The sequence below is a fragment of the Halalkalibacterium halodurans genome (assembly GCF_004376175.1).
GTDB classification, from domain to species: Bacteria; Bacillota; Bacilli; order Bacillales; family Bacillaceae_D; genus Halalkalibacterium; species Halalkalibacterium halodurans.
Map to the genome: position 1 here is coordinate 13,086 of NZ_SNUY01000001.1, position 23,125 is coordinate 36,210.

Genomic DNA, 23,125 nt, shown 5'->3' on the forward strand with positions numbered 1-23,125 from the left:
CAGCTCCTAGCAGCTCTCTGTAGATGATCGTCTTTAATTACTGATCCTCTTCAACGTGTTAAAACTATTTAGATCTTCATAACGCCACCTGTGTTGGCGGACGTCACAAGTTTAGAATAACGAGCTAGATAACCTTTTTTCACCTTCGGCTCTGGCTCGGTCCATCCCTCTTGGCGCTTAGCAATTTCTTCGTCAGATACGAGCCACTCAATCGTCCGATTCGGTAAATCGATTCGAATCTTATCACCATTTTCGATGAACGCGATCGGTCCGCCTTCTGCCGCTTCCGGTGAAATATGCCCAATGGAGATTCCTCTTGAAGCTCCGGAAAAGCGTCCATCCGTGATGAGGGCTACCTTGGTTCCTAAACCTCTTCCGATAATGGCTGAGGTTGGCGCCAACATTTCTGGCATTCCTGGACCGCCTTTAGGCCCTTCGTAGCGAATGACGACCACATGCCCTTCACGGACATCCCCGTTGTTAATTCCTTGCTGCGCTTCTTCTTGGGAATTGTAGACGATCGCTTCACCTTCAAAAACTTGAATCGAAGGATCAACGGCCCCAACTTTAATGACCGCTCCATTCGGTGCTAGGTTACCAAACAAGATAGACAAACCTCCCACTGGGGAGTAAGGATTATCTTTTCGCCTGATGACTACATCATCGGTGATTTCAGCGTCTTTTACATTTTCATAGATGCTTTTGCCTGTAATCGTGATTCGATCTGGGTGTATCGCACCATCGATCTCGCAAAGTTCTTTAATGATCGCTGCTACTCCGCCTGCATGGTGGACATCGTCCATCGAATAATCGGACGCTGGGCTGATCTTACACAAATATGGAACTCGCTCTGCCACTTCATTGATACGATTTAAGTCGTATTCAATCTCGGCTTCATTTGCAATCGCAAGCGTGTGGAGAACCGTATTTGTTGATCCTCCCATCGCCATATCAAGAGCGAATGCGTCATCGATCGTTTCTTTCGTAATAATGTCGCGAGGACGGATATCTTTTTCAATTAAGTTCATTAAATGTTTCGCTGCGTCTTTTATTAGCTGGTGCCGTGCCTCAGAAGTTGCAACGATCGTTCCGTTCCCCGGCAATGCCATCCCTAGCATTTCCATAAGCGAATTCATGGAGTTTGCCGTGAACATCCCGGAACAGGAACCACAGGTTGGACAGGCTGTTTGCTCAATTTCGAGCAACTCTTCCCTTGTCATTTTTCCTGACGAAAATGCGCCTACTCCTTCAAAAACGGAGGCTAACGATAGGTTCTTTCCGTCTTTTGTACGCCCTGCTTCCATTGGTCCACCTGATACGAAGACAGATGGGACATTGGTTCGAACCGATGCCATCAGCATACCTGGCGTAATTTTATCACAGTTTGGAATGAAGAAGACTCCATCAAACCAGTGTGCATTAATAACGGTTTCTGCTGCATCACAGATGATTTCACGGCTTGGAAGGGAGTACCGCATTCCGATATGACCCATGGCAATTCCATCATCAACGCCAATCGTGTTGAACTCAAAAGGAATTCCTCCGGCTTCTCGGATCGCTTCCTTCGCGACCTCAGCAAACTTGTTTAAGTGCATATGACCTGGAATAATATCAATGTAAGAGTTACAGACCCCGATAAACGGTTTATCCATCTCCGCTTCTTTGACCCCTGCGGCACGAAGCAGACTTCGATGGGGGGCTCGGTCTATGCCTTTTTTTATCATGTCACTTCTCATTCTAATCGCTCCCACTGTTGCTTCGTTATCTTCTCTAAGCTCTGCTCTCTCTCCACTTTAAAGCGTTACGCTTTATTCTATGTTTTGTGAAAACGAAATAGTCAAAAAATATCCTCTATATACGGACATTTGTTTATCTCGTTTCTGTCTTTTGCTGAATATAATACGCCTATCTGCCGCTTCGGTCAACCACTTTTACAAAAATAATTTGACTATTTCGATTAGTCAGCCCCCTTGATAACGCTTACATGCGCATGGATTCAAGCATCAATGGAACAACTCTTTTTTGCTATTTTTTCAAAACATAAAATAAAAAAAACTGGGCAAACTAGTCGTGGTGATGTAAAATGTGGAAACTCACTTGGACAACTTATCGCTCAAAAAATTTTCCATTCCCTCTCCCTATCGTCCGGCTAAGGCAAACAAAGGTTGGCTCTTTAGTGCTGGTCGAAAATGGACGGATGAAGTGTAAAACTGAGGAAGAATCAGACTTTTATGAGCTTCTTATTCAAGAAAACTTGTACCCTACCTTGAATTATCATGTCGGAAGCATTCCCGTTCACTTCGCCCTCGTTCCTTTTAAGCTTGCGCTCATTGAACGTCATTCCCATATGAACGAAAAGCGATTAATGAAACGGTTAAAAAAGAGAAAGTGGGATGTGTTATTTTTTAGTCGAGAGCGCCTCGCCACAGAGCATGGGCGGCGCCTATTAGTAAACGACATTTATCATCTCCTTTCCCAAAAACCTTCTTTCTCACTGTTTGAAACGAAAAAAGGTCTCTCCCATTAATGGACAGGCCTATTTTCGTTTCACTTGTCATACCGCCGCATCGTACCACGATTTTACTAGACGAACAGAGGAAGCACATACTCTGTGCCATGCCACGTATTGGAGTTGGGATTCTACGTTTCATCTGAACTTTGGTAAATGACGATCGTTTTTCACTAACGACTGTTTTAATGTATGTACTGCTTCTAAAGCGACTGTTGCAAAGGTACAATTGGCGCCCAACTGCTACGATTTGCTATGTTTAAGATACTGGGCATATGTAGCTAAACTAATATTCTCATTTTTTAATGTGAAAGTGTCTGAGAATTCTTTTACTAACATAAAATACTCTTCCATCTATACTTGGGATGATCACGATGTGGTACTTTTAAATTCCATCTTGTATGTAATAAATTTTGTCACTTATAAGTAAGTTCTCCTTTCGTTACCGAAATTGGTCTGGCCACCAAGTTCTTTTCTAACGATAGGAGTTTTTTTATCATGAGACCACTCTTCTAGACGTTTTATTTTCACAAGTGCAGAGTACGTCGTTTTAGATCTATATTAAAAACAAACCAGTTCTCCAATAATGAGAACCGGTTAGCTTTACTATTGAATTTTAATTTCCCCTTGCTGTGTTCCAAAAAACCCGGTTTGTACGTTCAACAAAATATCATCGCTATCAAGCACGTCTTGCGGAACATCAAATACCACTTTACCTGGTAGTTCCAAACCAGGATTTAGCTTAGTAAGGAAAAAGTCAGCACCTTCATTCGCGTAAAGTCCAGCAGAGGAATCAGAATCATATTCTACATCTCCGACTTTTAATTTAAAGAAAGACGAATCAACCGTAATAGAGTCGCTTCCTTCATTTTTGATTGTTACATCTACAATAAGGAAAGTTCCTTTCGCCTCTGCAGTAAGAACATCTCCAACACTACCAGCTGTGCTAGTACCATTAGCCGTGAAGACTACATCACCGACTTTTAAAGCTTCACCGAGACCAGCAATTGGGTCTTCTTCCTCTGCTGATTCTTCCTCTGTATCTTCTTCTGTGCCTTCAGCCTCTTCTGGCTCCTCAGATTCATTTTCTGATTGATCTGCAGACACTTCTTCCGCCTCTGGTTCAGGTTCTTGTGCAGTCTCTGAGGAGTCATCATCTCCTCCTGAAACAGCCGCAAAAATAACAATAACTGCGATTAACCAGACCCACCATTTTTTATAAAATGGCTTTTTCGGGGTTCTTAGTCAAATGTTGGGGTGGCATAGGAGGGCGAGCCCCTCTTATCCTACCCCGAATGTCTGATGTTTGAATGGATGATGCAAGAGAATACGGTTTCGCAAGCGATCATAACGCCGAAAACCAAAGGCATTTCTCTTAATCACCTTCGTTTGATTATTCAGTCCTTCAATAAAACCATTGTTTAAGCCAAACGCGAAGCTATTCAAGATCTCGGTCTGCCAGTTCTTCAGCGTCTGAATGGCTCGGTGGAACTCCTTTAACGGGCTCGCCTCCACTCTTCGGTAAAAGGCGTAGAGCCCTTGTTTCACCTCGCTCATTCGTCCTTCCCTTCCTTGCATCTTCGCTTCTTGATACCACTGACGAAAATGTTCTTTTAGCTCATACGCTTCCCTTAAATCAGGGGATAGCTCTAAGTACCGCTCCACCTTCTTCTTTTGCTTATCATCCAGTCCTTCTCTCTCTTTCTGAAACAGATGTTTGATCCGTTTACATCGTTTTCGATGATACGGATGGAACGCTTTTTGCACTCGGCGGCGAACCCCTTCCAGAGCCCAGTAGATGTAACGACAGAAATGGAACGGATCCCCAATGATGAGCGGGTGGCCTAAGGCCTTTTGAACAGCCGACTTGAAGGTATAACTAAGATCCATCACGACTGTTTTCACATGATGACCCTTCTCTTGAAGATATCGTTTAAGCGTATCGGCTTTACGATCCGGTAAGATATCCAGTGGCTTCCGTGTATCTGCATCCGCAATGATCACTTGATATTTCCCCGCATTCGTATCCCCTTTGTAATCATCAATCGCAATCCGAGGAGGAAGGTGATCCACCTTCTTCACGAGGGGGGCCGCCAATTGATCAAACCGGCGCATGGCAGTTGTCACGGACGTTTGGAATTGATTCGCTGTGTCCGTAAAGTTCTTCCCTTGAATGAGCCGTAAGCGAAACGCTTGATTCCATTCTACTGTCTGACGCTGATATCGCTCTACAAAACAGGCTTTCTCCGCAAACCGCTTCCCGCATCTGCACGCGTACCGGCGCTTTCGATAGAATCGATACACCCACCGTTCAAAGAGCTTGAGATGTTGAACTTTTTGGATGCGGTAATCATGGATTCTCTCGGTTCTCTCCCCGCAGGATGGGCAACGATGAGGCGTTCGCGGCATTTCTACATGGAGCGCGATAAAGCCCTCTCGTTCCTCCATCTTTGTGACCTTCACACCTTTTAATCCGGGCAAATCCATGGTAAAATTCATCGTACACGCAGCTCCTATCCTTTCTTTGTTTCTCGACAATTCAAGGATAATGGATAAAGGAGCCTGCGTGCATTTTTTTTGCCCTCTTTTGTGCAAAAACCCCAACATTTATTGTAGAGCCGTATGTTTCAAAAGCAGTATATTCTTCAATCCTCCGTTATTATCCATCAAAAAAAGGATGCTTTCACAGTCTGTGATAGCATCCTTTATCTGTTCCATCCCTTGTTGTTACCAAAGGTTACTTTATGTAGCTAAATGGCGTCCCAGGAGAGATTCGAACTCCCGACCGACGGCTTAGAAGGCCGTTGCTCTATCCAGCTGAGCTACTGGGACTCGATGGAGCGGGTGATGAGAATCGAACTCACGACATCAGCTTGGAAGGCTGAGGTTTTACCACTAAACTACACCCGCATTAAAGTTGGCTTTCTGAACATTACTTTTTCATGCCTCTTCCTCTTCTAGCTATGCTTTGCAGCCTGATGCGTCGAGGCAACTCGGAGCTTTTTCGGCAGATGTGTCGCTCGTGGCTGAGGTTTTACCACTAAACTACACCCGCATTAAAGTTGGCTTTCTGAAATTACTTTTTCATGCCTCTTCCTCTTCTAGCTATGCTTTGCAGCCTGATGCGTCGAGGCAAAGTGGCTTCTGATAATACAGCGACCTCTATTATAATAGCGAAAAATAAAATGAATGTCAACTAGTTTATTCCGGAATGGGGAGAAAAAACTTCCCATTCCGGTTAACGTAGGTACGTCCGTTGAAGGTCAGTTACTTCATGGCCGTCGCGATCCAAAAATGTGAGTTCGATCTGATCGTCTCTCACATATGCAAGACAATACGTTTGTTCTTTCCTGTTTCTCGGCAATCGAAGGCTTCCCGGATTCACAAAAACAATACCGTTTTCTTGGAAGCTTGTGGCCACATGGGAATGACCGAAGCAAACAAGTTGTGCCCCTACCTCTTCTGCACGATACGTAAGGGAGACGTAATTCATTTTTACGTTGTATAAATGGCCATGTGTCACATAAACGTTAAAATCACCTACTGTTTTTATAAAGTCCTCAGGAAAATCAACGCCAAAATCGCAATTCCCTCGAACGATATTCATGCCTTCAAGGGCGCGATCGTCTCGGGGTAGTTCAGAATCGCCACAATGGATGATGGCATCCACTTCCTGGCGATGCTTGTCCGCAACCGCCTTTAGTTCATCGCTCCAGCCATGACTATCGCTAAGAATTAACAGTTTCATCTGGATCACACCCTTTTTGTTCCCCAATTAATCAAGCCACTTATCCAACTGCTTTAACGCGTGGTATCGGTGACTTAGCTTGTTTTTCTCTTCCTGCGTCAATTCTGCCATCGTTTTGTCATGGGACGGTACATAAAAAATTGGATCGTACCCAAAGCCACCCGTTCCTTTTGGCTCTGTTGTGATATACCCTTCACACGTTCCTTCAAACACGATTGTCTCTGCCTGCGGGCGGGCGAGCGCGATGGAGCAATGGAAGCGTGCAGTTCGCGCTTTCCACGGGATGTCTTGTAATTCGCGAAGGACTTTTTCGATGTTTTTTTGATCATCCTTTTCTTCCCCTGCATACCGAGCAGAGAAAATGCCCGGACGTCCGTCCAAGGCGTCGATGATTAATCCTGAATCGTCAGCAAGTACAGGCCGTTGAAAACGCTCGGCAATCGCCTCTGCCTTGATTGTCGCATTTTCATTAAATGTACTTCCCGTTTCTTCGATGTCTTCAATTGCTGGGTAATCGAGAAGTGATTTGACCGAAAACCCTCTCTTACCTAAAATGGCTTCGAACTCTGCTACCTTGCCCTTATTTTTTGTTGCAACGATCCATTCTTTCATGCTTCCGATTGTTCCTTCTTTTTTTGCTTCGCTTCATCCACACGATTGGCAATCGCTCCTAATGCATTCCGTTGTGCCTCGATTAATTGCTTAATCCCTTTATCGGCCAAGGCTAAAATCGTAAGCAACTGATTGTGAGAGAAGGTCGCCTCTTCCCCCGTTCCTTGAAGTTCTACATACTCACCTTTCCCTGTCATGACAACGTTCATATCCACTTCTGCCTGTGCATCTTCAGCGTAGCATAAATCAAGGATCGCTCCAAGCTTCGGATCAATCCCAACAGAAACTGCTGCTAGAAAGTCATCAATTGGCCATTCTTGGATCGCTCCATTCGCCAATGCTTTTTCCATCGCAAGCGAAAGCGCGACAAAGGCGCCTGTAATCGACGTCGTCCGCGTCCCCCCATCTGCCTGGATCACATCACAGTCAATCCACACGGTCCGTTCACCGATTTTATCTAAATCAATAATGGATCTCAGCGCTCGTCCAATTAAACGTTGAATTTCCATTGTCCGTCCGCTTACTTTTCCTCTTGTCGACTCACGCATGTTCCGTTGCTCAGTCGCACGTGGAAGCATGGAATATTCGGCGGTAATCCAACCTTTGCCTTGCCCTCGTAAAAAAGGAGGAACCCGATCCTCTAAGCTCGCCGTACAAATAACCTTCGTGTTCCCTATTGAAATTAATACGGAGCCTTCAGGATGGTGTAAGTAGTTGATTTCGATTGAAATGGGCCGCAATTCATCGGCCTTTCGTTCATCCATTCTCATGTTCTTATTCCTCCTTATCCGCGTGTCCATTCTAGTTTATGTATTCGTATAAAAGAAAAACTTAGCTCATTCATTGAGCCTTTACTCGCAAAAGTTATCGTTTTTCTGACTTCCGAAAAACGATATCCTTTCCAATCGTGCAAAAAGAAAAGGTAGCGCTTCATGCTACCTCCGTCCTTATGATTATAATAACCAAAACTCCATTTGTCCAATTCATGAAACGCCTTAAAACTTCCCAGTGTTCACTTGACTTGGCCTAGAAACAGGCTCTGCCACAAATTCACCTTGCTCATTTAAAATGTTAGTCTCTCCGTTGACTTGAATCGCTACTTTTTCCACACCGTCTTGCTCTGTAAGCGTTAAGGCTAACATGTTAATGATTTCATCCGAAACGGCAGTTGCTTGCATTTGACTTAAAAGCGCTTCGTTGAAGTTCAGGGTGACGACGCCATTTTCGTATTTCGGTTCGTCCAATAGCTCAACCCCATTGCGGAAATCGGTGACTAAAGGAGACGTCACCATCGGCCCATTTAAAAGCTCCTCCACCGCCGTCGCAAACGAATTGTCTTTCACATTGACCCGGCGAGTAACCGGGACATAGTACGTCTGATCTCCAGACTGGGCAAGAAAGTAAAGGGTGACCGCCTCGCTGTTGACGACATCAACCACATCGCCCGATTCTAAGTTAATTCCATTGGCACGGCTATAACCATCACCAATCGGTGTTCCATTAACCGGCATTTTCTCGAGCTCATGACCGTTCACTTGAAGTTTTACTTTTTCTACGTTTTCAAATTGGGTAAGCGTCCATGTAATCGATTGAAGAATTTGTTGTTCCTTCTCCCCATCGTATTCGGTAAACTCTTTCGAGAAGTCAACAACGGCTACACCGTCCTCTAAATTGACAGACATCTCCGTATCTGGAGGAAGCACCGCTTGGAACCCATTCGGTAATAAATTCGTGACAGGGCCACCCTCAACTAAATATTCAAGGGATTGTTTCAACACACCGTCGGATTTTGGCAGCGGTAACGTTTGCGGGACGACCATGCCGTTTTCATCTAGCAAATACAGCTCACGATTGACTGTTTCTTCTACGGCTGATTCTTCATCCCCTTCTTCTCCTTTCTCCTCACGCTCGCCTTCGTCCTCTGGAACCCCTTCTTCCTCTAACTCTAATGATTCGCCTTCTTCTACATAATTGACAGGCGGTGTATCCATTTCATTTAAGGCTTCGTTGGCTCCAGAAGAGCACGCCGCAAATACAGCAAGCGATGCCGCAATGATGACAAACGGCGCCCCTTTTCTTAGGATTTTGCGCATTTCCCTATTCCCTCCTCAGCATGTTTGTACTAAATGTATACGAGCCTGCCCACAAATTAGACCATCTATCTTGGAAAAGCCGTAAAAAAGAATTATATCGGTAAGCTAATAAAGGAATGAGCGTTCACACAAAAGAAAAAATCACACCATGGAGTAGTGTGATTTTCGTTTTCTTTCTATGACTCAAGGGTAATCGTTTCTACCCCTGGAACATTCATTTCTAACCAGACATCTGCTAATCGCTTGAAGCTTTTCGCATCACCCGTTGTGTAAAAATGATGTTCTGGTGCTTCATTACAAGTACGCAACCTCTGCTTATGATAAAGTAATCCACTTACTTCTCGCGCCGTTTCGTCCCCCGAGGAAATGATCTGAATGTCTGATCCCATCACCTCTTGGATCACAGGCTTTAATAACGGGTAGTGGGTGCAGCCTAAAATGAGCGTGTCGAACCCTTTCCCTTGTAAAGGCTTAAGGGTTTCTGAACAGGTCTCTAATGCCTCAGGACCTGAAAAAATCCCTCGTTCCACTAGAGGGACAAATGGGGGGCATGCCAAACTTTCAACCTGTACCCGATTGTTGATCTTTTTCAACGTGTGCTCATAGGCCCCGCTTTGAATCGTGCCTGTTGTCCCAATGACGGCCACATGTTCATTCTTCGTCACTTTTAGTGCGCTAATCGCTCCCGGTTGGACAACTCCGACGACAGGAATAGAGAGCTTCTCCTTCACCTCATCCAAGACGACTGCTGCAGCAGTATTACAGGCAATGACGAGCATTTTAATCTCCTGCTTCGTTAAATACTCGATCATTTGCCATGTGTAAGTCCTCACTTCATGCGGTGGACGAGGACCATACGGACAGCGCTTTGAATCCCCGATGTAAATTAGCTCTTCTTTCGGTAACTGTCTTATCAGTTCCTTAGCGACCGTTAGCCCGCCAAGGCCTGAATCTATAACCCCTATTGGTCTATCCATTCGATTTCCCTCAATTTCTTTTTTTCTCTTCCTCTTTTTTGGCCTGCATCTCGTCATACAAGACATTTAAATAGTTTTCAAACATGCTCACTTCTTCGTCTGAAAACTTTTCTAAGATATCCGTTAAATATTCTTGACGTTTACGGATCACTTCTTCAATGATTGTTTTTCCACGTTCTAATAAATGAATACGAATGACGCGCCGATCATTTTGATCTTTGACTCGCTCCACTAAATGGTTTTTCTCCATCCGATCGATCAAATCGGTTGTTGTACTGCAAGCTAAATACATTTTTTGTGACAATTCACCTATCGTCATATCCCCATGTTCATTTAACCATTGCAGCGCAACAAACTGGGGGGGCGTAATCGGGAAGTGGGTTAATATTTCCCGCCCCTTCTGTTTTACGATTTCTGCCACCATTCGTAATGATTTTTCAATTTGCTCTACTTGGCGTCGCTCCACTGTGGAACCTCCTGATTAAAGTACTCTTATCCTATATTTTCGCTGTTTTTTATAGGAATTGCAAGGTTCGACACAGTTTTTTCACATGGAAAAGAGCCGACCTAACGGGCAGCCCTTTCCATTATTTCAAGTACGTTTTCTTTACAAGTTGCTCAACTTCCTCTGCTGTATCATGCATTAACGCTTTTTGTGCAAACGGTTTAAGCTCTTCTTTCGATAGCTTCAAAAGTTGGCTGCGAGCTGGTAAAATCGATGTTGCACTCATGCTGAACTCGTCCAATCCAAGACCAAGCAAGAGTGGAATCGCCACTTCATCTCCAGCCATTTCACCGCACATCCCGACCCACTTGCCTTCGCTATGAGCTGCTTTAATAACCATATCGACGAGGCGTAAAATCGCAGGGTGGTATGGCTGATACAGGTAGGAGACTCGCTCATTCATGCGGTCAGCAGCCATCGTATATTGAATTAAGTCGTTCGTTCCGATACTGAAAAAGTCTACTTCTTTTGCAAAAAGATTAGCCGCTACCGCCGTCGATGGGATTTCTACCATGATTCCCACTTCAATTGAATCGGATACGTCCACTCCTTCACTAAGAAGCTTGTCTTTTTCCTCTTGCATGATCGCTTTTGCTTGGCGAAGCTCTTCAAGGGTGGCGATCATTGGAAACATCACCTTTAAGTTACCGTATGTGCTTGCGCGAAGCAAGGCACGGAGTTGGGTCCGGAAAATATCTTGTTTTTCAAGGCACAGACGAATCGCCCGGAAACCAAGGAACGGATTAAGCTCTTTCGGTAGCTGTAGGTAGGAAAGTTCCTTATCTCCCCCAATATCTAGGGTGCGAATGACAACAGGCTTTCCGTCCATTCGCTGTACAACTTCCTTGTATGCTTCAAATTGCTCCTCTTCCGTCGGAAGCTGATCGCGATCCATATATAAAAACTCTGTTCGGTAAAGGCCGATGCCTTCGCCGCCATTGGCTAGAACACCATCAACATCTTTTGGAGTCCCAATGTTTGCAGCTAATTCAACATGAGCGCCATCCTTCGTTGTGGAAGGCTCCCCTACGAGCTTGGCCCATTCTTGCTTCTGCTTTTCAAAGGCCGCGCGTTTTTCTTCATAGGCTTTCACTTCTTCTTCAGTAGGATTGACGATCACAATTCCCTCGATGCCGTCAACGATCACCATATCGCCATGTTGAATTTTCTCTGTTACTTCCTTCGTTCCAACAACCGCTGGAATTTCAAGTGATCGGGACATAATCGCCGAATGGGACGTACGTCCTCCAATATCGGTCGCAAATCCTTTAACGAATTGTTTGTTCAATTGAGCTGTATCTGAAGGCGTTAAATCCTCTGCGATAATAACCGTTTCTTCAGCAATTGTTGCCAGAGAACCAGTTTCCACGCCAATAAGATGCCCTAACACCCGCTTCGAAACGTCACGAATGTCGGCCGCTCGTTCTTTCATATATTCATTGTCCATGCTTTCAAACATGGAGACAAACATGTCGGATACTTCTTTTAATGCATATTCTGCGTTCATTTGCTCATTCTCGATTTTCCCTTTGATCCCATCCACGAGTTCAGGGTCGTCAAGTACTAGCAAATGCGCCGCAAAAATCTCAGCCTTGTCGGCTCCCATACTAGCTTCTGTTTGATCTTTGATCGCTCTTAGCTCTTCTTTTGATTTTTCGAGAGCGGCTGTTAATTTTTCGATCTCTGTTGAAACATCTGTGATGGACGTTTTTTTTATGTCAACGTTTGGTTCTAGGTGAATGAATGCTTTGGCGATCGCTACGCCAGATGACGCAGCGATGCCAGTAATTTTGTGATGCATGCTTATTCTCCTAATCCTTCCTTAATCACTTCTTCAATACCTTTAAGCGCTTCAGCTTCATCAGAACCTTCTGCTTTGATCGTCACTTGTGCACCTTTGCCAACGCCAAGTGACATAACGCCCATGATGGATTTCAAGTTAACAGCTTTCCCTTTGTATTCAAGAGTGATCTCTGAAGAATACTGCCCCGCTTTGTTCACAAGCTGTGTTGCAGGACGTGCGTGAATCCCAGTTTCCGCTGTAATGGTAAACGTTTTTTCTGCCATAGAAAACAACCTCTTTCCTTGAATATTTTTATGATAAATGGAAACTATTCCAGTTTCACTTCATCCCTTCCTTGTTTATGTACCCGTTTTCTCTTTGCTGTAAGGACAAACAAGGAAACAATAAAAAAAGACACAGTAAAGAATCGCACATGATGAATGAAGGGACAACCTTTAGCATTCCCTACACCTTTTTCATATACACTTCCCTACTTATGCCTGATCGAATCAGTAACACGTATTTTCAGTGCACTTTATATTGTTGTAGCTTATGAAGTATGTAAGCACTCGTGTTTGCACCACTTCATACCTAGCTAACAGAAATTATAGCACAACTGAAGTCGGGCTTTCAATAAAAAACAAACGACAGGGAAGCATCGCCCTCCATCCCGTATCACGGTCTTGCCATGCGAATACACTAAATATGAGAGCTAACGTCATTTTACCTAGTGAAGGGCCAAGCGTCAATCACTCGCCCTTATCTCCCCATAATTTTCACAATAGGGATGTTCCTATTCACGTGTCTGATTTTCATCACATATACTATGTTGACTAAACCCCTTCTTACACAGACATGAGACGGAGATGTCAAATGTAGCTTCGGCCCGTGCAAGAAGGAGTGAACCCATTGAAGGGAGCAGAATTCGGACCAAAGCCCTTACTCACAAAAAGGGAGCGGGAAGTCTTCGAATTGTTAGTTCAAGACAAGACGACGAAAGAAATAGCTGAACAACTTTTCATCAGTGAAAAAACCGTTCGTAATCATATTTCCAACACGATGCAAAAGCTTGGGGTCAAGGGGCGCTCTCAAGCGGTCATCGAACTGATCCGATTAGGGGAACTGGAGATCTAAGGTCGCGTAACTACCTTTGACTCGCTCCCCTGTGATCACCGCTTTGTGGTGAACCGGGTGACTTATGCTTTCCTTTTGGGAGCTAGGTCACCTGAATTTTTTTATGGCATGATTTACGCCTTTATTTGATGACGAGCCTAAATGGCTCTCCTCAAGTGTGGTGCTATTCTTAATTTTATTTGTTCCTTTTATTATAAATTCAGTTCTCCCCTACTCATTAACATCCGTGATCTTATAGTATTTCGGAATATACATAATAACACCTCCATTACTAAAGCTAGCTCAGTGCTTTGGTCATGATCATATCTATCTGTTCTTCATCTCCCATATAAAAAGAGTGGGCTCCCCTTGGAACAAACCCCATCTTCTGATAAAAAGCAATAGCATTCTCGTTCTTTTCCCACACTCCTAACCAGATCTTATTAAAATCATTCCGACTCCGATAAATTTCATCATAATATGACCGATCGTTCCCATTTTTGATTGTTAGAAGTTAAAGAGACAAACATAACAAGTACAACCATTCATTGTAGCAATGTGTTATATTATTGTATGGGCAACGCCATATTGATCATAATAAGAAGTTTATGATCTAATATCCTACTAAACGAGTTAAGGAGTACATATTCGATGGCAGAATTTGATTTTGGAGCAGCTTTCGTACAAATTGGTTTCATAGGTAGTATCATTTTAATTGGCTGGATTCTATTTTTGTTGGTAAAACGTCTAAAAAAGTAGCCCTCTAGAGATGGAATTTACAAAGGGCTACAGAAGTTTATTAGATACTTGTTCAAGTCTGCGCCGATTACGGCTATAATCAGCTTCCAAGTCTTTAGCAATTAATCCGCTAGCACTCCGTCCGGATCATATTTTTTCATTGCTTCTTGCTGTTCCCTCACTCTCTCCGCTTCTTCAAAAGACCCCATCGCCTCTAAATACTCAGCATTTTCCGCATTCCAATACTTAGCGAGGCCCACCTCCGCCTCCATCGCTGTTTCTGCTTTCTGTAACTGCTCTCTCATGTCTTTATCCTGGATAAAAGCGTCACGCAAGAAATGATGGCTCGCGATTTGATTGCGAATGGTTTTATCCTTTACTTTTGCCAATTCGACCCCGAAGACAAAGATCTCAGGTTCTTCTTCGACTTCCGCTCGGTCCATTTCCCCTGCTTCCACACTCCACTCATTTGGGACACAAGCGACTGAGACACTGGCAAGAAAAACGATCACAACCATGTGAAATTTGAACCTCATGTCCATCCCTTCTTTCATTTAATGTTTCTATTTCCCATCTTTATACTCAAGCAACCAACAATCCTGATACTTCCCTTCATGAAGTTCATGCTTAGGAAGAATTCGAACTTTGTTAAAGCCGCATTTTTCATAGCACCTTAACGCTCTTTTATTCCGGATTTGTGGGTCCATTATAACTCTGCCCGCTGGTTTTTCCTTAAGTAAGTAGTGCACCATTGACGATACAAGTAACGATCCAATTCCTTTATTCCAATAACCAGCTTCTCCTATAAATTGATCCATTCCAAAAATCAGCTCGTTAGTATAGCCAAAGTCCCTTTTTGTTTTTTCATCTAATTGATAATATTGGATGTATCCGATCGGATTCCCTTCATACTCGATCAAACATTTCACTGTCTCATCAGCAGAATCATAAAAAACATCGCGAACTTTGTTTAGATTGAATGATTTGTCACGCCCCTCATAAAATTCGAGAACAATTGGGGAAGAAAGCCATTTTACTAAAAGCTCCTCGTCCTTTTCCTCTAATCGGCGAACTTGTAAACCTTCCTTCTGAAATAGCATGCCATCCCTCATTTCTAACGTCCTTCTAGACGAAAACTAGTCGTATACGATAAAATCAAAGGTAGATTAGTAAAAGGTTACCAATGATTTTGTTTTTAGGAGGATTTGCTACGTACTTTTTTATTATATTGCCCTGTTTGGTATCCCTGTCTTTATTGATTTATATAATAGGTTGACAACAAACCACTTTCGCCCCACAGTTCATTCCCCCAGTCATATGTTTCATCTTTAGGATAGACAGTGCACCTATCTTTTGTCTAGTAGACATGAGCTGTTTATCATTTTCAACACCGATTTGGTTCCAATTTTTTTAAGGGCTTTTTCCGGATTCATTTATGACATGATACATACCCCTCTCAAGTGAGGGAAAACTTAAAACATGCCACGTTAGGGAGGGTTGTATGGAACATCGTTCGCTAACCTATGTCGAAAGATTGATGAATCTCCATGTTTTAATGGAAACGCGGCAAATGCTACAAACAAAATTAGCCGAAATGAATGGTGATGATCAGTCTTTTGAGCTTGTAAAAGAAGACTTACGAAAGATCGAGGAAGAGATAAAAAGCTATGCTGATGAACAATCAATGGAAGTTTTGGATCAGTCTATGCCCCATGCGCTATTTAATCCAGCTGTCACCGAAGAATTAGACACACAATAACGACATAAAGTGTTAAAAGCCAAGAGATCCCTTGGCTTTTTCTATTTTACGGAATCTTTTCATGAACTTATGATGAAAGTATCACTTGAACAACGATTTTACACTCGCCATAATAGACAAAAAGGCAAAATAAGGAGTTCTAATGAAACAATTATGGTTTTTTGGTCTAGCTCAGGCAAAAGCCTGTCTTTTTCCCGTCGTGATCTTTCTGACTCTTGCGATTACAAAATTGGTAGACATCCCGTTTATGCCCCGCTATGATTTCATTCTACTTGTTTGCCTTCTGACTCAAGTGTTGATGGTCGTCTCTAAATTGGAAACGATCGATGAATTGAAAGTGATTTGTGTCTTTCATGTGATCGGACTTGGACTTGAGATTTACAAAGTTCATATGGGGTCGTGGAGCTATCCTGAGGAAGCTATCACGAAGATTTTTGGCGTTCCATTGTACAGTGGCTTTATGTATGCGAGTGTAGCAAGTTATATGTGCCAAGCGTGGAAGCGACTTGACTTGCGGTTAACGAATTGGCCTCCGACGTGGACGGTTGTCATTCTTAGTGGTCTGATTTATTTTAACTTTTACACGAATCATTATCTTTACGATATTCGCTGGTTGTTAAAAGTGGCGACACTGCTCCTTTTCTTCCGCACGTTTGTTTTCTTTACCGTCAACCACCGGACGTATTCGATGCCGCTCTCATTTTCGTTTGTCCTCATCGGCTTTTTCATCTGGATTGCTGAAAACATTGCCACGTTCTTTGGCGCATGGCAATACCCGAACCAAGAGCATCAGTGGGAGCTAGTAAAAATAGGAAAAATAAGCTCCTGGCTCTTGCTCGTTATTGTTAGTTTTCTAATCGTCGCCATGCTCAAACATTTAAAAGAGCGAAGGCTGCAAATGAAAATATGTAAAGAGGAGCAAATGTTGACATTAAATAAATAAGGGAAGCCAAGACTCAGCTTCCCTCCTTCACATGTCAGAGATATTAATCAAGATATACCGGAGTGTCAGGATTCAATCTATGTTTAAATGCGATGTCGAGTTGAGATTGTGTATTTCTCGCGACCGACAGAGATGGCAACTCGTCTTGTGCAAAAAAGCCGACTGCACTCGTTTCAATTCCTTTCTTCGGCACACCCCCGGTAATTTCACATTGGATAAACAGTTTGTATACATGATACGGTGAAGGTGGATGAGGGTGACAAGCTTTGTCAAAAACAGCAAGTAGTTTTGTTGCTTTAACGTCAAGCCCGGCCTCTTCTTTTACTTCTTTTTCTGCCACCTCTTTCGGTGTTAAGCCAATGTCTCCCCAACCACCAGGCAATGCCCAGCCCCCATCGCTCGTTTCTTGAACCATGAGCAGCTTCTCCTCTTTAAAAACGACAGCACGTATATCAACTTTTGGCGTAGGATAGCCTGTTTCATGAGCAAACAAATCCTTGATCGTTCTCCTGTCTACTTCCGTATGATGAGCGACGATTTCAAGACTAACCTCCCTAAGTAGCTCAAATCTCTCCAGGTCATAGACATCTTTCGAATATGTTAATCCTGCCTGAGCAATGGCCTGTAGTTGTTTTGCCCACTCCAACCATTTGGGTTCGATGGTCATCCTCTCCTTAGCAAACTTGGCTTACCGTTAAGTCTTAAAGCGGAAGCATCGTTTTCTTATCGTTTATTCCTTTTATAGTTTTAGAAACAGCGTGTATGACTCCCTTTTAAAGTTGTATGTATTGTTTAATTAGTTTGCTCCCTTGGCATTGAGAAGTGAATCCTTCATTTCTTCACTCAATGGGAATGGTTTTCCCGTTTTTTTGCTCACTTGTACGACCGTTCCTCTTCCAGTCATACAGATGTGGCCAGTGCTGTTTTTGATCATATAATGGAGGTCAACAGATGAGCTACCAATGCTTGCAGGCTTTACCCATACCGTTAAGCGATCATCGAAAAACACTTGTCGTTGATAATCACATTGCAAGTCTGCAACAACAATCATTCCTTCGTATTCCGGGTTCGTCCATAGCTTAAAAAAACCTAGAGATTTAAAAAAATCGGTCCTTGCTTCTTCAAAATACACAAATGTTTTCGTATTGTTTAAATGGCCGAACGCATCTGTTTCTGAAAAGCGAACCTTTACAGATGTTGAAAAACGAAATTCCGCTTCCCATAAATCCAACTGTTCAATATACGCTGGAAGTCTCATTACTTTACTCCCCCTTTGATTAGTCAAAAGCCTTTCAACTTCAAACCACCTAGTCTTTATAGCAAAACAATCGCTTCTTTGTCCTTTTTATAGGTGTAAAAAGCGAGGCTTTCCCTCATGGAAGGAAAGCCTCGTTACAAACGTCCAACATGGTAGTAGTTTCTTAGTTTGTGCTGCCAAAGAAGTTTTTGAACGACTGCAACGTAGCCGAACGGTTTAATGCCGCAATTGACGTTGTAAGCGGAATTCCTTTCGGACATGATTGAACGCAGTTTTGTGAGTTTCCACAGTTCGCAAGTCCACCGTCTCCCATGATCGCTTGGAGTCGTTCCTCTTTGTTCATCTCGCCTGTTGGGTGGGCGTTAAAAAGACGAACTTGTGATAGCGGCGCTGGGCCAATGAATTCTGACTTGCTGTTAACGTTTGGACATGCTTCTAAGCAAACTCCACACGTCATACATTTTGAAAGTTCATACGCCCATTGACGCTTCGACTCTGCCATCCGTGGACCAGGACCTAAATCGTAGGTTCCGTCGATCGGAATCCATGCCTTTACTTTTTTCAATGAGTCAAACATCCGGCTGCGGTCAATGACTAGGTCGCGGACCACAGGGAATGTTTTCATTGGCTCTAGGCGAATGGGCTGCTCCAGTTGATCCACTAGGGCCGTACATGATTGTCGCGGCTTGCCGTTAATGACCATGGAACACGCTCCGCAAACCTCTTCCAAGCAGTTCATTTCCCAAGCAACTGGTGTGCTCGTTTCGCCCTTGCTGTTTACCGGATTTCGGCGAATCTCCATTAAAGCCGAAATGACATTCATATTTTGACGGTACGGGACATGAAACTCTTCTTCATAAGGACTGCTATCTGGGTCATCTTGACGAGTAATAATGAAACGTACGACGTTTTCGCTCATGATTTAACAGCTCCTTGCTTCTTTTGAGAGTAGTCACGCTTACGCGGTTCGATTAAGGATACATCCACTTCCTCGTATTCAAACTCTGGCGCCAACGTTTCTGGGTTGAATTTCGCTTTTGTCGTCTTGAGGAATTCCTCATCATTACGCTCTGGGAAGTCTGGCTTGTAATGCGCTCCACGGCTTTCATTACGGTTGTACGCCCCTAACGTGATCACGCGAGCGAGCTTTAACATACCATCAAGCTGACGGGTGAACGATGCCCCTTGGTTGCTCCATTTCGCCGTATCATTGATGTTGATGTTTTTATAGCGTTCCATGAGCTCCTGAATCTTCTCATCCGTTTTGAGTAGCTTATCGTTATAGCGAACGACCGTCACGTTATCCGTCATCCATTCACCGAGCTCTTTATGGAGAACGTACGCATTTTCTTTTCCATCCATTTTCAAGATGTCATCGAATTTTTCTTGTTCTTTCTTCAGTTCACCTTCAAATAAAGACGAAGGCATGGATTCTGCAGACTTTTCAAGACCGTTCATATACTCAACTGCTTTAGGTCCAGCCACCATTCCACCAAAAATCGCTGATAAGAGAGAGTTTGCTCCGAGACGGTTGGCCCCATGCTGCGAATAGTCGCACTCTCCTGCAGCAAACAAGCCTGGAATGTTTGTCATTTGATCGTAATCGATCCACATGCCGCCCATTGAGTAATGAACCGCTGGGAAAATTTTCATAGGTACTTTACGTGGGTCATCTCCCATGAACTTCTCATAAATTTCAATGATTCCACCAAGCTTAATATCGAGCTCTTTCGGGTCTTTATGAGAAAGATCCAGGTATACCATGTTTTCACCATTAATTCCGAGCTTTAAGTCGACACAAACGTGGAAGATTTCCCGTGTGGCGATATCACGAGGTACAAGATTTCCGTATGCCGGGTATTTTTCTTCGAGGAAATACCACGGTTTCCCGTCCTTGTATGTCCACACACGACCACCTTCCCCGCGAGCAGATTCACTCATGAGGCGGAGTTTATCATCCCCAGGAATCGCTGTCGGGTGAATTTGGATAAATTCCCCGTTTGCATAATATACACCTTGCTCATAAAGCTTAGCTGCTGCATACCCCGTATTGATAACAGAGTTCGTAGATTTTCCGAAGATGATTCCAGGACCACCTGTTGCCATAATCACAGCGTCAGCTGAAAAACTCTGGAACTCAGATGTTTTCAAGTTTTGCGCTGTGATGCCTCGACAGATTCCTTCATCATCGATAATAGCTGAAGTAAACTCCCAGCCCTCATACTTTGTTACGAGGCCAGATGTTTCATGGCGACGTACTTGCTCATCTAATGCATATAACAACTGCTGACCAGTTGTTGCTCCCGCAAATGCGGTACGGTGATGTTGAGTCCCACCAAACCGGCGGAAATCAAGCAAACCTTCCGCTGTTCGGTTAAACATGACGCCCATACGGTCCATTAAGTGAATGATTCCAGGCGCCGCATCACACATGGCTTTAACTGGTGGTTGGTTCGCTAAGAAATCTCCACCATATACAGTATCGTCAAAATGCTCCCACGGAGAGTCCCCTTCCCCTTTCGTGTTGACAGCACCATTTATCCCGCCTTGAGCACAGACAGAGTGAGACCGTTTAACAGGAACGAGAGAAAAAAGCTCCACCGGGACGCCTGCCTCTGCTACCTTAATAGTTGCCATAAGACCTGCAAGGCCTCCACCGACAACGATGACTTTTCCTTTACTCATATCGACTCACTCCTTAAATGTTTGCTAAGTCCGGGTTAATAAACGCCAAGATTGCACGGATTCCGACAAATGTTAGCGCGAAGAAGATGGCGACAGTTACGTATGTCATGATTTGCTGTGAACGTGGTGATACGGTAATTCCCCAAGAGACGAAGAACGACCATAGACCGTTAGCAAAGTGGAATGTCGCTGATACAACACCTAAGATATAAAATACAAGCATAAATGGATTGCTTAAAATGTCGGCCATCATATCATAGTTAACTTCTGCACCGAACGCTGCTTGGATTCGAGTCTCCCAAACGTGCCATGCGATAAAAATCAACAAAAAGACACCGGAGATACGTTGCAGCAAGAACATCCAGTTTCTAAAGTAGCCATAGTGGCTTGTATTATTTTTCGCTTGGAATGCTATATAAAGGCCATAAATAGCATGGTAAAGAATTGGAATGAAAATGATGAAGATTTCAAGCGCATAGCGGAACGGTAAAGATTCCATGAAGTGCGCTGCTTGGTTAAATGCACTTGCCCCTGCTGTAGCAAAGTGGTTGACGACGAAGTGTTGAATTAGAAAGATTCCAATAGGAATGACCCCTAGTAAGGAATGCAGTCTTCGATTGAAAAACTCACGATTTTCGGCCATACCGATTTCCCCCCACTGTTTTTGTTGACCCTGAATTTTCACTCTGAACCACTACAAACGAACTCCCATCCTCTCTGTATTTCTCGTATCGCACCAAACCTCCTAAGCATGTCCACTTTCATTCATTAAAACAGCACCATTTTTGTGACACGTTTTAGAAACTTTCTTGAAAAATTTCCGACAAAATTATTGTACTCCCAACGAAAAGCCGCGTCAAGAAAACGTATACAGACTGAATATTATCAATCCTCTGCACTTTCCTTTATTTTCGCGGCTTTTGTCCCTTAATATTAAGAAAACCAATCGGATTACCCAATAATAATTCGTTCCGTAGGATATTTATAGTAGCTTTTTGTTTCTTTTCGGCGAACCGAGAATAAGAAAGCAATGAGCCCTACTCGCCCAATGAACATGAGCACCATTAAAATAAACTGACTCGGTAGCGACAACTCATCTGTAATCCCCATTGAGAGCCCGCACGTTCCGAAAGCTGAGGCTGTTTCGAAAATAATCGCGATTAACGGAATCGCACTCCCTCTTTCAAAGGCTGAAATCATAATGACTGCAGCAAATAAGAGCACTAGAAAAACCGAGATAACGATGAACGATTTTTGTTGATCCTCTGGATGAATTTCACGACCAAACACTTTGACATCCTGCTTACCTAAAGCAAAGCTCCGGATCGTCAAAAACATGACAGCAAGTGTCGTCGTCCGAATCCCTCCGCCCACGCTGGATGGACTAGCGCCAATGATCATCAACCCTGATATGAAGAGCAAGGTCGCCAAGCTTAAGTCAGAAATGTCCATAATCGTCAAGCCACCGCTACGAGACGTAGCCGAATTAAACACAGCCGTAAATAACTGCTGATGCCACTCAAGTCCTACGAAATAGTGATTTTTTTCTAAGGCCCAAATACCGATGACTCCAAAAATAAAAACGGCAAAAAAGGTCGTCGTGGTGATTTTGGTAAATAGGCTGAACGTAAAGTTCGGGTTCTCCTTTGAAAAGTAAGCGCGCACCTCAAGGAGAACAGGAAACCCGATAGCTCCTGCAAAGATAAGCAAAATCGCTACGAGTTGAACGTAATAATCATCCGCAAATGGGATAAGCGACTCTCCTGTTATATCAAACCCGGCATTGGTGAACGCACTCAAGGCGGCAAACGCTCCTTGATAATAAGCTTCTCCAACCGTATCGAAATAGCGAATATAATATGTACCAAGAATGAGCGCACCAATGAATTCAATGGATAACGCGACAAGAAGAATGCCTCGCATTAAATTGACTAACCCTGAAAACTGATTTTGGTTTTGGTCAACCATGATGAGCATTCGTTGAGAAAGGATGATTTTTTTTCCAAATAACATCCAGACAAAGGTTCCAAGCGTCATAATTCCAATTCCGCCGAGTTGAATCGCAAGTGCCAAAAACAAGATCCCAATGTAGCTATAGGTTTCTGAAACATTCACGACCGTAAGACCCGTAACACTCACGGCACTAACCGATGTAAATAGCGCTTCCGAAAACGTAAGATTGACCCCTGGTTGTTGTGAAATAGGCAAAAATAAAAGCACACTAAATAAAAACATCGCAATGATGTATGAGACCATAATCATTCGAAATGGGGTCATAAATTGATTCAATGCTGATTTCATAAAAAATCCCTCCGCGACCACTCGCGCTTAAGTATATCATGTCCAGGATAGACGATCTATAGAGAATGGCAACAAAGTAGTTTATAATATAAGGAGCAGAA

General features: G+C 43.5%; 23 protein-coding genes, 2 tRNA genes, 1 pseudogene and 1 other annotated feature (1 of these 27 running past the window's edge). Of the genes and pseudogenes, 4 read left to right on the forward strand and 22 right to left on the reverse strand.

Going from position 1 to position 23,125, the window contains the following annotated elements; all coding sequences use genetic code 11:
• Nucleotides 1-63: a binding site (T-box leader), on the reverse strand (it extends 207 nt beyond the left edge of the window).
• A 5-nt stretch (nt 64-68) separates the two neighbouring features.
• The gene (ilvD, locus tag E2L07_RS00060) at nt 69-1,736 is read right to left on the reverse strand and encodes a dihydroxy-acid dehydratase (protein ID WP_134228513.1); all 1,668 of its coding nucleotides are present in this window, start codon (nt 1,734-1,736) and stop codon (nt 69-71) included.
• Nucleotides 1,737-2,176: 440 nt separating this feature from the next.
• Here ilvD and E2L07_RS00065 point away from each other — a divergent pair, with 440 nt between their 5' ends.
• Nucleotides 2,177-2,527, forward strand: a complete 351-nt coding sequence (locus E2L07_RS00065; RefSeq protein ID WP_134228514.1) for a hypothetical protein — start codon at nt 2,177-2,179, stop codon at nt 2,525-2,527.
• A 588-nt stretch (nt 2,528-3,115) separates the two neighbouring features.
• Here the strand turns inward: E2L07_RS00065 and E2L07_RS00070 are convergent.
• The 12 genes from E2L07_RS00070 to E2L07_RS00125 all read right to left on the reverse strand — a co-directional run bounded on the left by E2L07_RS00070 (nt 3,116) and on the right by E2L07_RS00125 (nt 12,511).
• Entirely contained in the window at nt 3,116-3,616 is a 501-nt protein-coding gene (locus E2L07_RS00070) for a DUF4352 domain-containing protein (protein ID WP_243854870.1), read from the reverse strand.
• Between the two features lie 174 nt (nt 3,617-3,790).
• On the reverse strand, nt 3,791-5,008 hold the full coding sequence (locus E2L07_RS00075) for an ISL3-like element IS651 family transposase (RefSeq protein ID WP_134228516.1): 1,218 nt from the start codon (nt 5,006-5,008) through the stop codon (nt 3,791-3,793).
• A 256-nt stretch (nt 5,009-5,264) separates the two neighbouring features.
• A tRNA-Arg gene (locus tag E2L07_RS00080) sits at nt 5,265-5,341 on the reverse strand.
• A 4-nt stretch (nt 5,342-5,345) separates the two neighbouring features.
• Nucleotides 5,346-5,419, reverse strand: a tRNA-Gly gene (locus E2L07_RS00085).
• 328 nt (nt 5,420-5,747) lie between these two features.
• The gene (locus tag E2L07_RS00090; protein ID WP_134228517.1) at nt 5,748-6,257 is read right to left on the reverse strand and encodes a metallophosphoesterase family protein; all 510 of its coding nucleotides are present in this window, start codon (nt 6,255-6,257) and stop codon (nt 5,748-5,750) included.
• A 27-nt stretch (nt 6,258-6,284) separates the two neighbouring features.
• The gene (locus E2L07_RS00095) at nt 6,285-6,869 is read right to left on the reverse strand and encodes an XTP/dITP diphosphatase (RefSeq protein WP_010899211.1); all 585 of its coding nucleotides are present in this window, start codon (nt 6,867-6,869) and stop codon (nt 6,285-6,287) included.
• Nucleotides 6,866-7,639, reverse strand: a complete 774-nt coding sequence (rph, locus tag E2L07_RS00100; protein WP_134228518.1) for a ribonuclease PH — start codon at nt 7,637-7,639, stop codon at nt 6,866-6,868. Before rph ends, E2L07_RS00095 begins: the two co-directional genes overlap by 4 nt.
• A 225-nt stretch (nt 7,640-7,864) precedes the next feature.
• Complete coding sequence (locus E2L07_RS00105) at nt 7,865-8,962, reverse strand: GerMN domain-containing protein (protein ID WP_134228519.1); 1,098 nt, start codon at nt 8,960-8,962, stop codon at nt 7,865-7,867.
• 176 nt (nt 8,963-9,138) lie between these two features.
• Entirely contained in the window at nt 9,139-9,939 is an 801-nt protein-coding gene (gene racE / locus E2L07_RS00110; protein ID WP_053430567.1) for a glutamate racemase, read from the reverse strand.
• Between the two features lie 10 nt (nt 9,940-9,949).
• On the reverse strand, nt 9,950-10,363 hold the full coding sequence (locus tag E2L07_RS00115; RefSeq protein WP_134228575.1) for a MarR family winged helix-turn-helix transcriptional regulator: 414 nt from the start codon (nt 10,361-10,363) through the stop codon (nt 9,950-9,952).
• 163 nt (nt 10,364-10,526) lie between these two features.
• Nucleotides 10,527-12,245: a phosphoenolpyruvate--protein phosphotransferase gene (ptsP, locus tag E2L07_RS00120; protein WP_134228520.1), complete on the reverse strand. Its 1,719-nt coding sequence runs from the start codon at nt 12,243-12,245 to the stop codon at nt 10,527-10,529.
• Nucleotides 12,246-12,247: 2 nt separating this feature from the next.
• Entirely contained in the window at nt 12,248-12,511 is a 264-nt protein-coding gene (locus E2L07_RS00125) for a phosphocarrier protein HPr (protein ID WP_010899218.1), read from the reverse strand.
• A 625-nt stretch (nt 12,512-13,136) separates the two neighbouring features.
• Between E2L07_RS00125 and E2L07_RS00130 the strand changes: the two genes are divergently transcribed.
• Nucleotides 13,137-13,361, forward strand: coding sequence for a helix-turn-helix domain-containing protein (locus E2L07_RS00130; protein WP_010899219.1), 225 nt, complete (start codon nt 13,137-13,139; stop codon nt 13,359-13,361).
• A 277-nt stretch (nt 13,362-13,638) separates the two neighbouring features.
• Here E2L07_RS00130 and E2L07_RS00135 read toward each other — a convergent pair.
• From E2L07_RS00135 to E2L07_RS00145, 3 genes and pseudogenes are all read right to left on the reverse strand, one after another.
• Nucleotides 13,639-13,785: pseudogene (locus tag E2L07_RS00135) on the reverse strand (GNAT family N-acetyltransferase); the annotation flags it as partial.
• A 415-nt stretch (nt 13,786-14,200) separates the two neighbouring features.
• Nucleotides 14,201-14,614 carry a hypothetical protein gene (locus E2L07_RS00140; RefSeq protein ID WP_134228521.1) on the reverse strand — a complete coding sequence of 138 codons (414 nt, stop codon included), beginning with the start codon at nt 14,612-14,614 and terminating at the stop codon, nt 14,201-14,203.
• 27 nt (nt 14,615-14,641) lie between these two features.
• Entirely contained in the window at nt 14,642-15,178 is a 537-nt protein-coding gene (locus E2L07_RS00145; RefSeq protein ID WP_134228522.1) for a GNAT family N-acetyltransferase, read from the reverse strand.
• Between the two features lie 401 nt (nt 15,179-15,579).
• Here E2L07_RS00145 and E2L07_RS00150 point away from each other — a divergent pair, with 401 nt between their 5' ends.
• Together E2L07_RS00150 and E2L07_RS00155 are read left to right on the forward strand one after the other, a co-directional pair.
• Nucleotides 15,580-15,837: a hypothetical protein gene (locus E2L07_RS00150; RefSeq protein WP_134228523.1), complete on the forward strand. Its 258-nt coding sequence runs from the start codon at nt 15,580-15,582 to the stop codon at nt 15,835-15,837.
• 142 nt (nt 15,838-15,979) lie between these two features.
• Nucleotides 15,980-16,780, forward strand: coding sequence for a DUF817 domain-containing protein (locus E2L07_RS00155; protein WP_134228524.1), 801 nt, complete (start codon nt 15,980-15,982; stop codon nt 16,778-16,780).
• Between the two features lie 43 nt (nt 16,781-16,823).
• Here E2L07_RS00155 and E2L07_RS00160 read toward each other — a convergent pair whose 3' ends face one another.
• From E2L07_RS00160 to E2L07_RS00185, 6 genes are all read right to left on the reverse strand, one after another.
• Nucleotides 16,824-17,441 (reverse strand): NUDIX hydrolase, encoded by a 618-nt coding sequence (locus E2L07_RS00160; protein ID WP_166739998.1) that lies wholly within the window; start codon nt 17,439-17,441, stop codon nt 16,824-16,826.
• 135 nt (nt 17,442-17,576) lie between these two features.
• Nucleotides 17,577-18,038, reverse strand: a complete 462-nt coding sequence (locus E2L07_RS00165) for an acyl-CoA thioesterase (protein ID WP_134228526.1) — start codon at nt 18,036-18,038, stop codon at nt 17,577-17,579.
• A gap of 163 nt (nt 18,039-18,201) precedes the next feature.
• Complete coding sequence (gene sdhB, locus E2L07_RS00170; protein ID WP_053430556.1) at nt 18,202-18,957, reverse strand: succinate dehydrogenase iron-sulfur subunit; 756 nt, start codon at nt 18,955-18,957, stop codon at nt 18,202-18,204.
• The gene (gene sdhA, locus E2L07_RS00175) at nt 18,954-20,723 is read right to left on the reverse strand and encodes a succinate dehydrogenase flavoprotein subunit (RefSeq protein ID WP_053430555.1); all 1,770 of its coding nucleotides are present in this window, start codon (nt 20,721-20,723) and stop codon (nt 18,954-18,956) included. The genes sdhB and sdhA overlap by 4 nt, the downstream gene beginning before the upstream one ends.
• A 13-nt stretch (nt 20,724-20,736) precedes the next feature.
• Nucleotides 20,737-21,366 carry a succinate dehydrogenase cytochrome b558 subunit gene (locus E2L07_RS00180; protein ID WP_010899237.1) on the reverse strand — a complete coding sequence of 210 codons (630 nt, stop codon included), beginning with the start codon at nt 21,364-21,366 and terminating at the stop codon, nt 20,737-20,739.
• A gap of 308 nt (nt 21,367-21,674) precedes the next feature.
• Entirely contained in the window at nt 21,675-23,024 is a 1,350-nt protein-coding gene (locus E2L07_RS00185) for a TrkH family potassium uptake protein (protein WP_134228527.1), read from the reverse strand.
• Nucleotides 23,025-23,125: the final 101 nt, after the last annotated feature.

Coding starts and splice junctions, on each gene's coding strand:
- rph (WP_134228518.1), bottom strand. CDS start 7,639: ATGAGAATGGATGAACGAAAGGCCGATGAATTGCGGCCCATTTCAATC.
- E2L07_RS00150 (WP_134228523.1), top strand. CDS start 15,580: ATGGAACATCGTTCGCTAACCTATGTCGAAAGATTGATGAATCTCCAT.
- E2L07_RS00125 (WP_010899218.1), bottom strand. CDS start 12,511: ATGGCAGAAAAAACGTTTACCATTACAGCGGAAACTGGGATTCACGCA.
- E2L07_RS00185 (WP_134228527.1), bottom strand. CDS start 23,024: ATGAAATCAGCATTGAATCAATTTATGACCCCATTTCGAATGATTATG.
- ilvD (WP_134228513.1), bottom strand. CDS start 1,736: ATGAGAAGTGACATGATAAAAAAAGGCATAGACCGAGCCCCCCATCGA.
- E2L07_RS00095 (WP_010899211.1), bottom strand. CDS start 6,869: ATGAAAGAATGGATCGTTGCAACAAAAAATAAGGGCAAGGTAGCAGAG.
- racE (WP_053430567.1), bottom strand. CDS start 9,939: ATGGATAGACCAATAGGGGTTATAGATTCAGGCCTTGGCGGGCTAACG.
- E2L07_RS00090 (WP_134228517.1), bottom strand. CDS start 6,257: ATGAAACTGTTAATTCTTAGCGATAGTCATGGCTGGAGCGATGAACTA.
- sdhB (WP_053430556.1), bottom strand. CDS start 18,957: ATGAGCGAAAACGTCGTACGTTTCATTATTACTCGTCAAGATGACCCA.
- ptsP (WP_134228520.1), bottom strand. CDS start 12,245: ATGCATCACAAAATTACTGGCATCGCTGCGTCATCTGGCGTAGCGATC.
- E2L07_RS00145 (WP_134228522.1), bottom strand. CDS start 15,178: ATGCTATTTCAGAAGGAAGGTTTACAAGTTCGCCGATTAGAGGAAAAG.
- E2L07_RS00180 (WP_010899237.1), bottom strand. CDS start 21,366: ATGGCCGAAAATCGTGAGTTTTTCAATCGAAGACTGCATTCCTTACTA.
- E2L07_RS00115 (WP_134228575.1), bottom strand. CDS start 10,363: ATGGTGGCAGAAATCGTAAAACAGAAGGGGCGGGAAATATTAACCCAC.
- E2L07_RS00105 (WP_134228519.1), bottom strand. CDS start 8,962: ATGCGCAAAATCCTAAGAAAAGGGGCGCCGTTTGTCATCATTGCGGCA.
- E2L07_RS00155 (WP_134228524.1), top strand. CDS start 15,980: ATGAAACAATTATGGTTTTTTGGTCTAGCTCAGGCAAAAGCCTGTCTT.
- sdhA (WP_053430555.1), bottom strand. CDS start 20,723: ATGAGTAAAGGAAAAGTCATCGTTGTCGGTGGAGGCCTTGCAGGTCTT.
- E2L07_RS00075 (WP_134228516.1), bottom strand. CDS start 5,008: ATGAATTTTACCATGGATTTGCCCGGATTAAAAGGTGTGAAGGTCACA.
- E2L07_RS00165 (WP_134228526.1), bottom strand. CDS start 18,038: ATGAGACTTCCAGCGTATATTGAACAGTTGGATTTATGGGAAGCGGAA.
- E2L07_RS00140 (WP_134228521.1), bottom strand. CDS start 14,614: ATGAGGTTCAAATTTCACATGGTTGTGATCGTTTTTCTTGCCAGTGTC.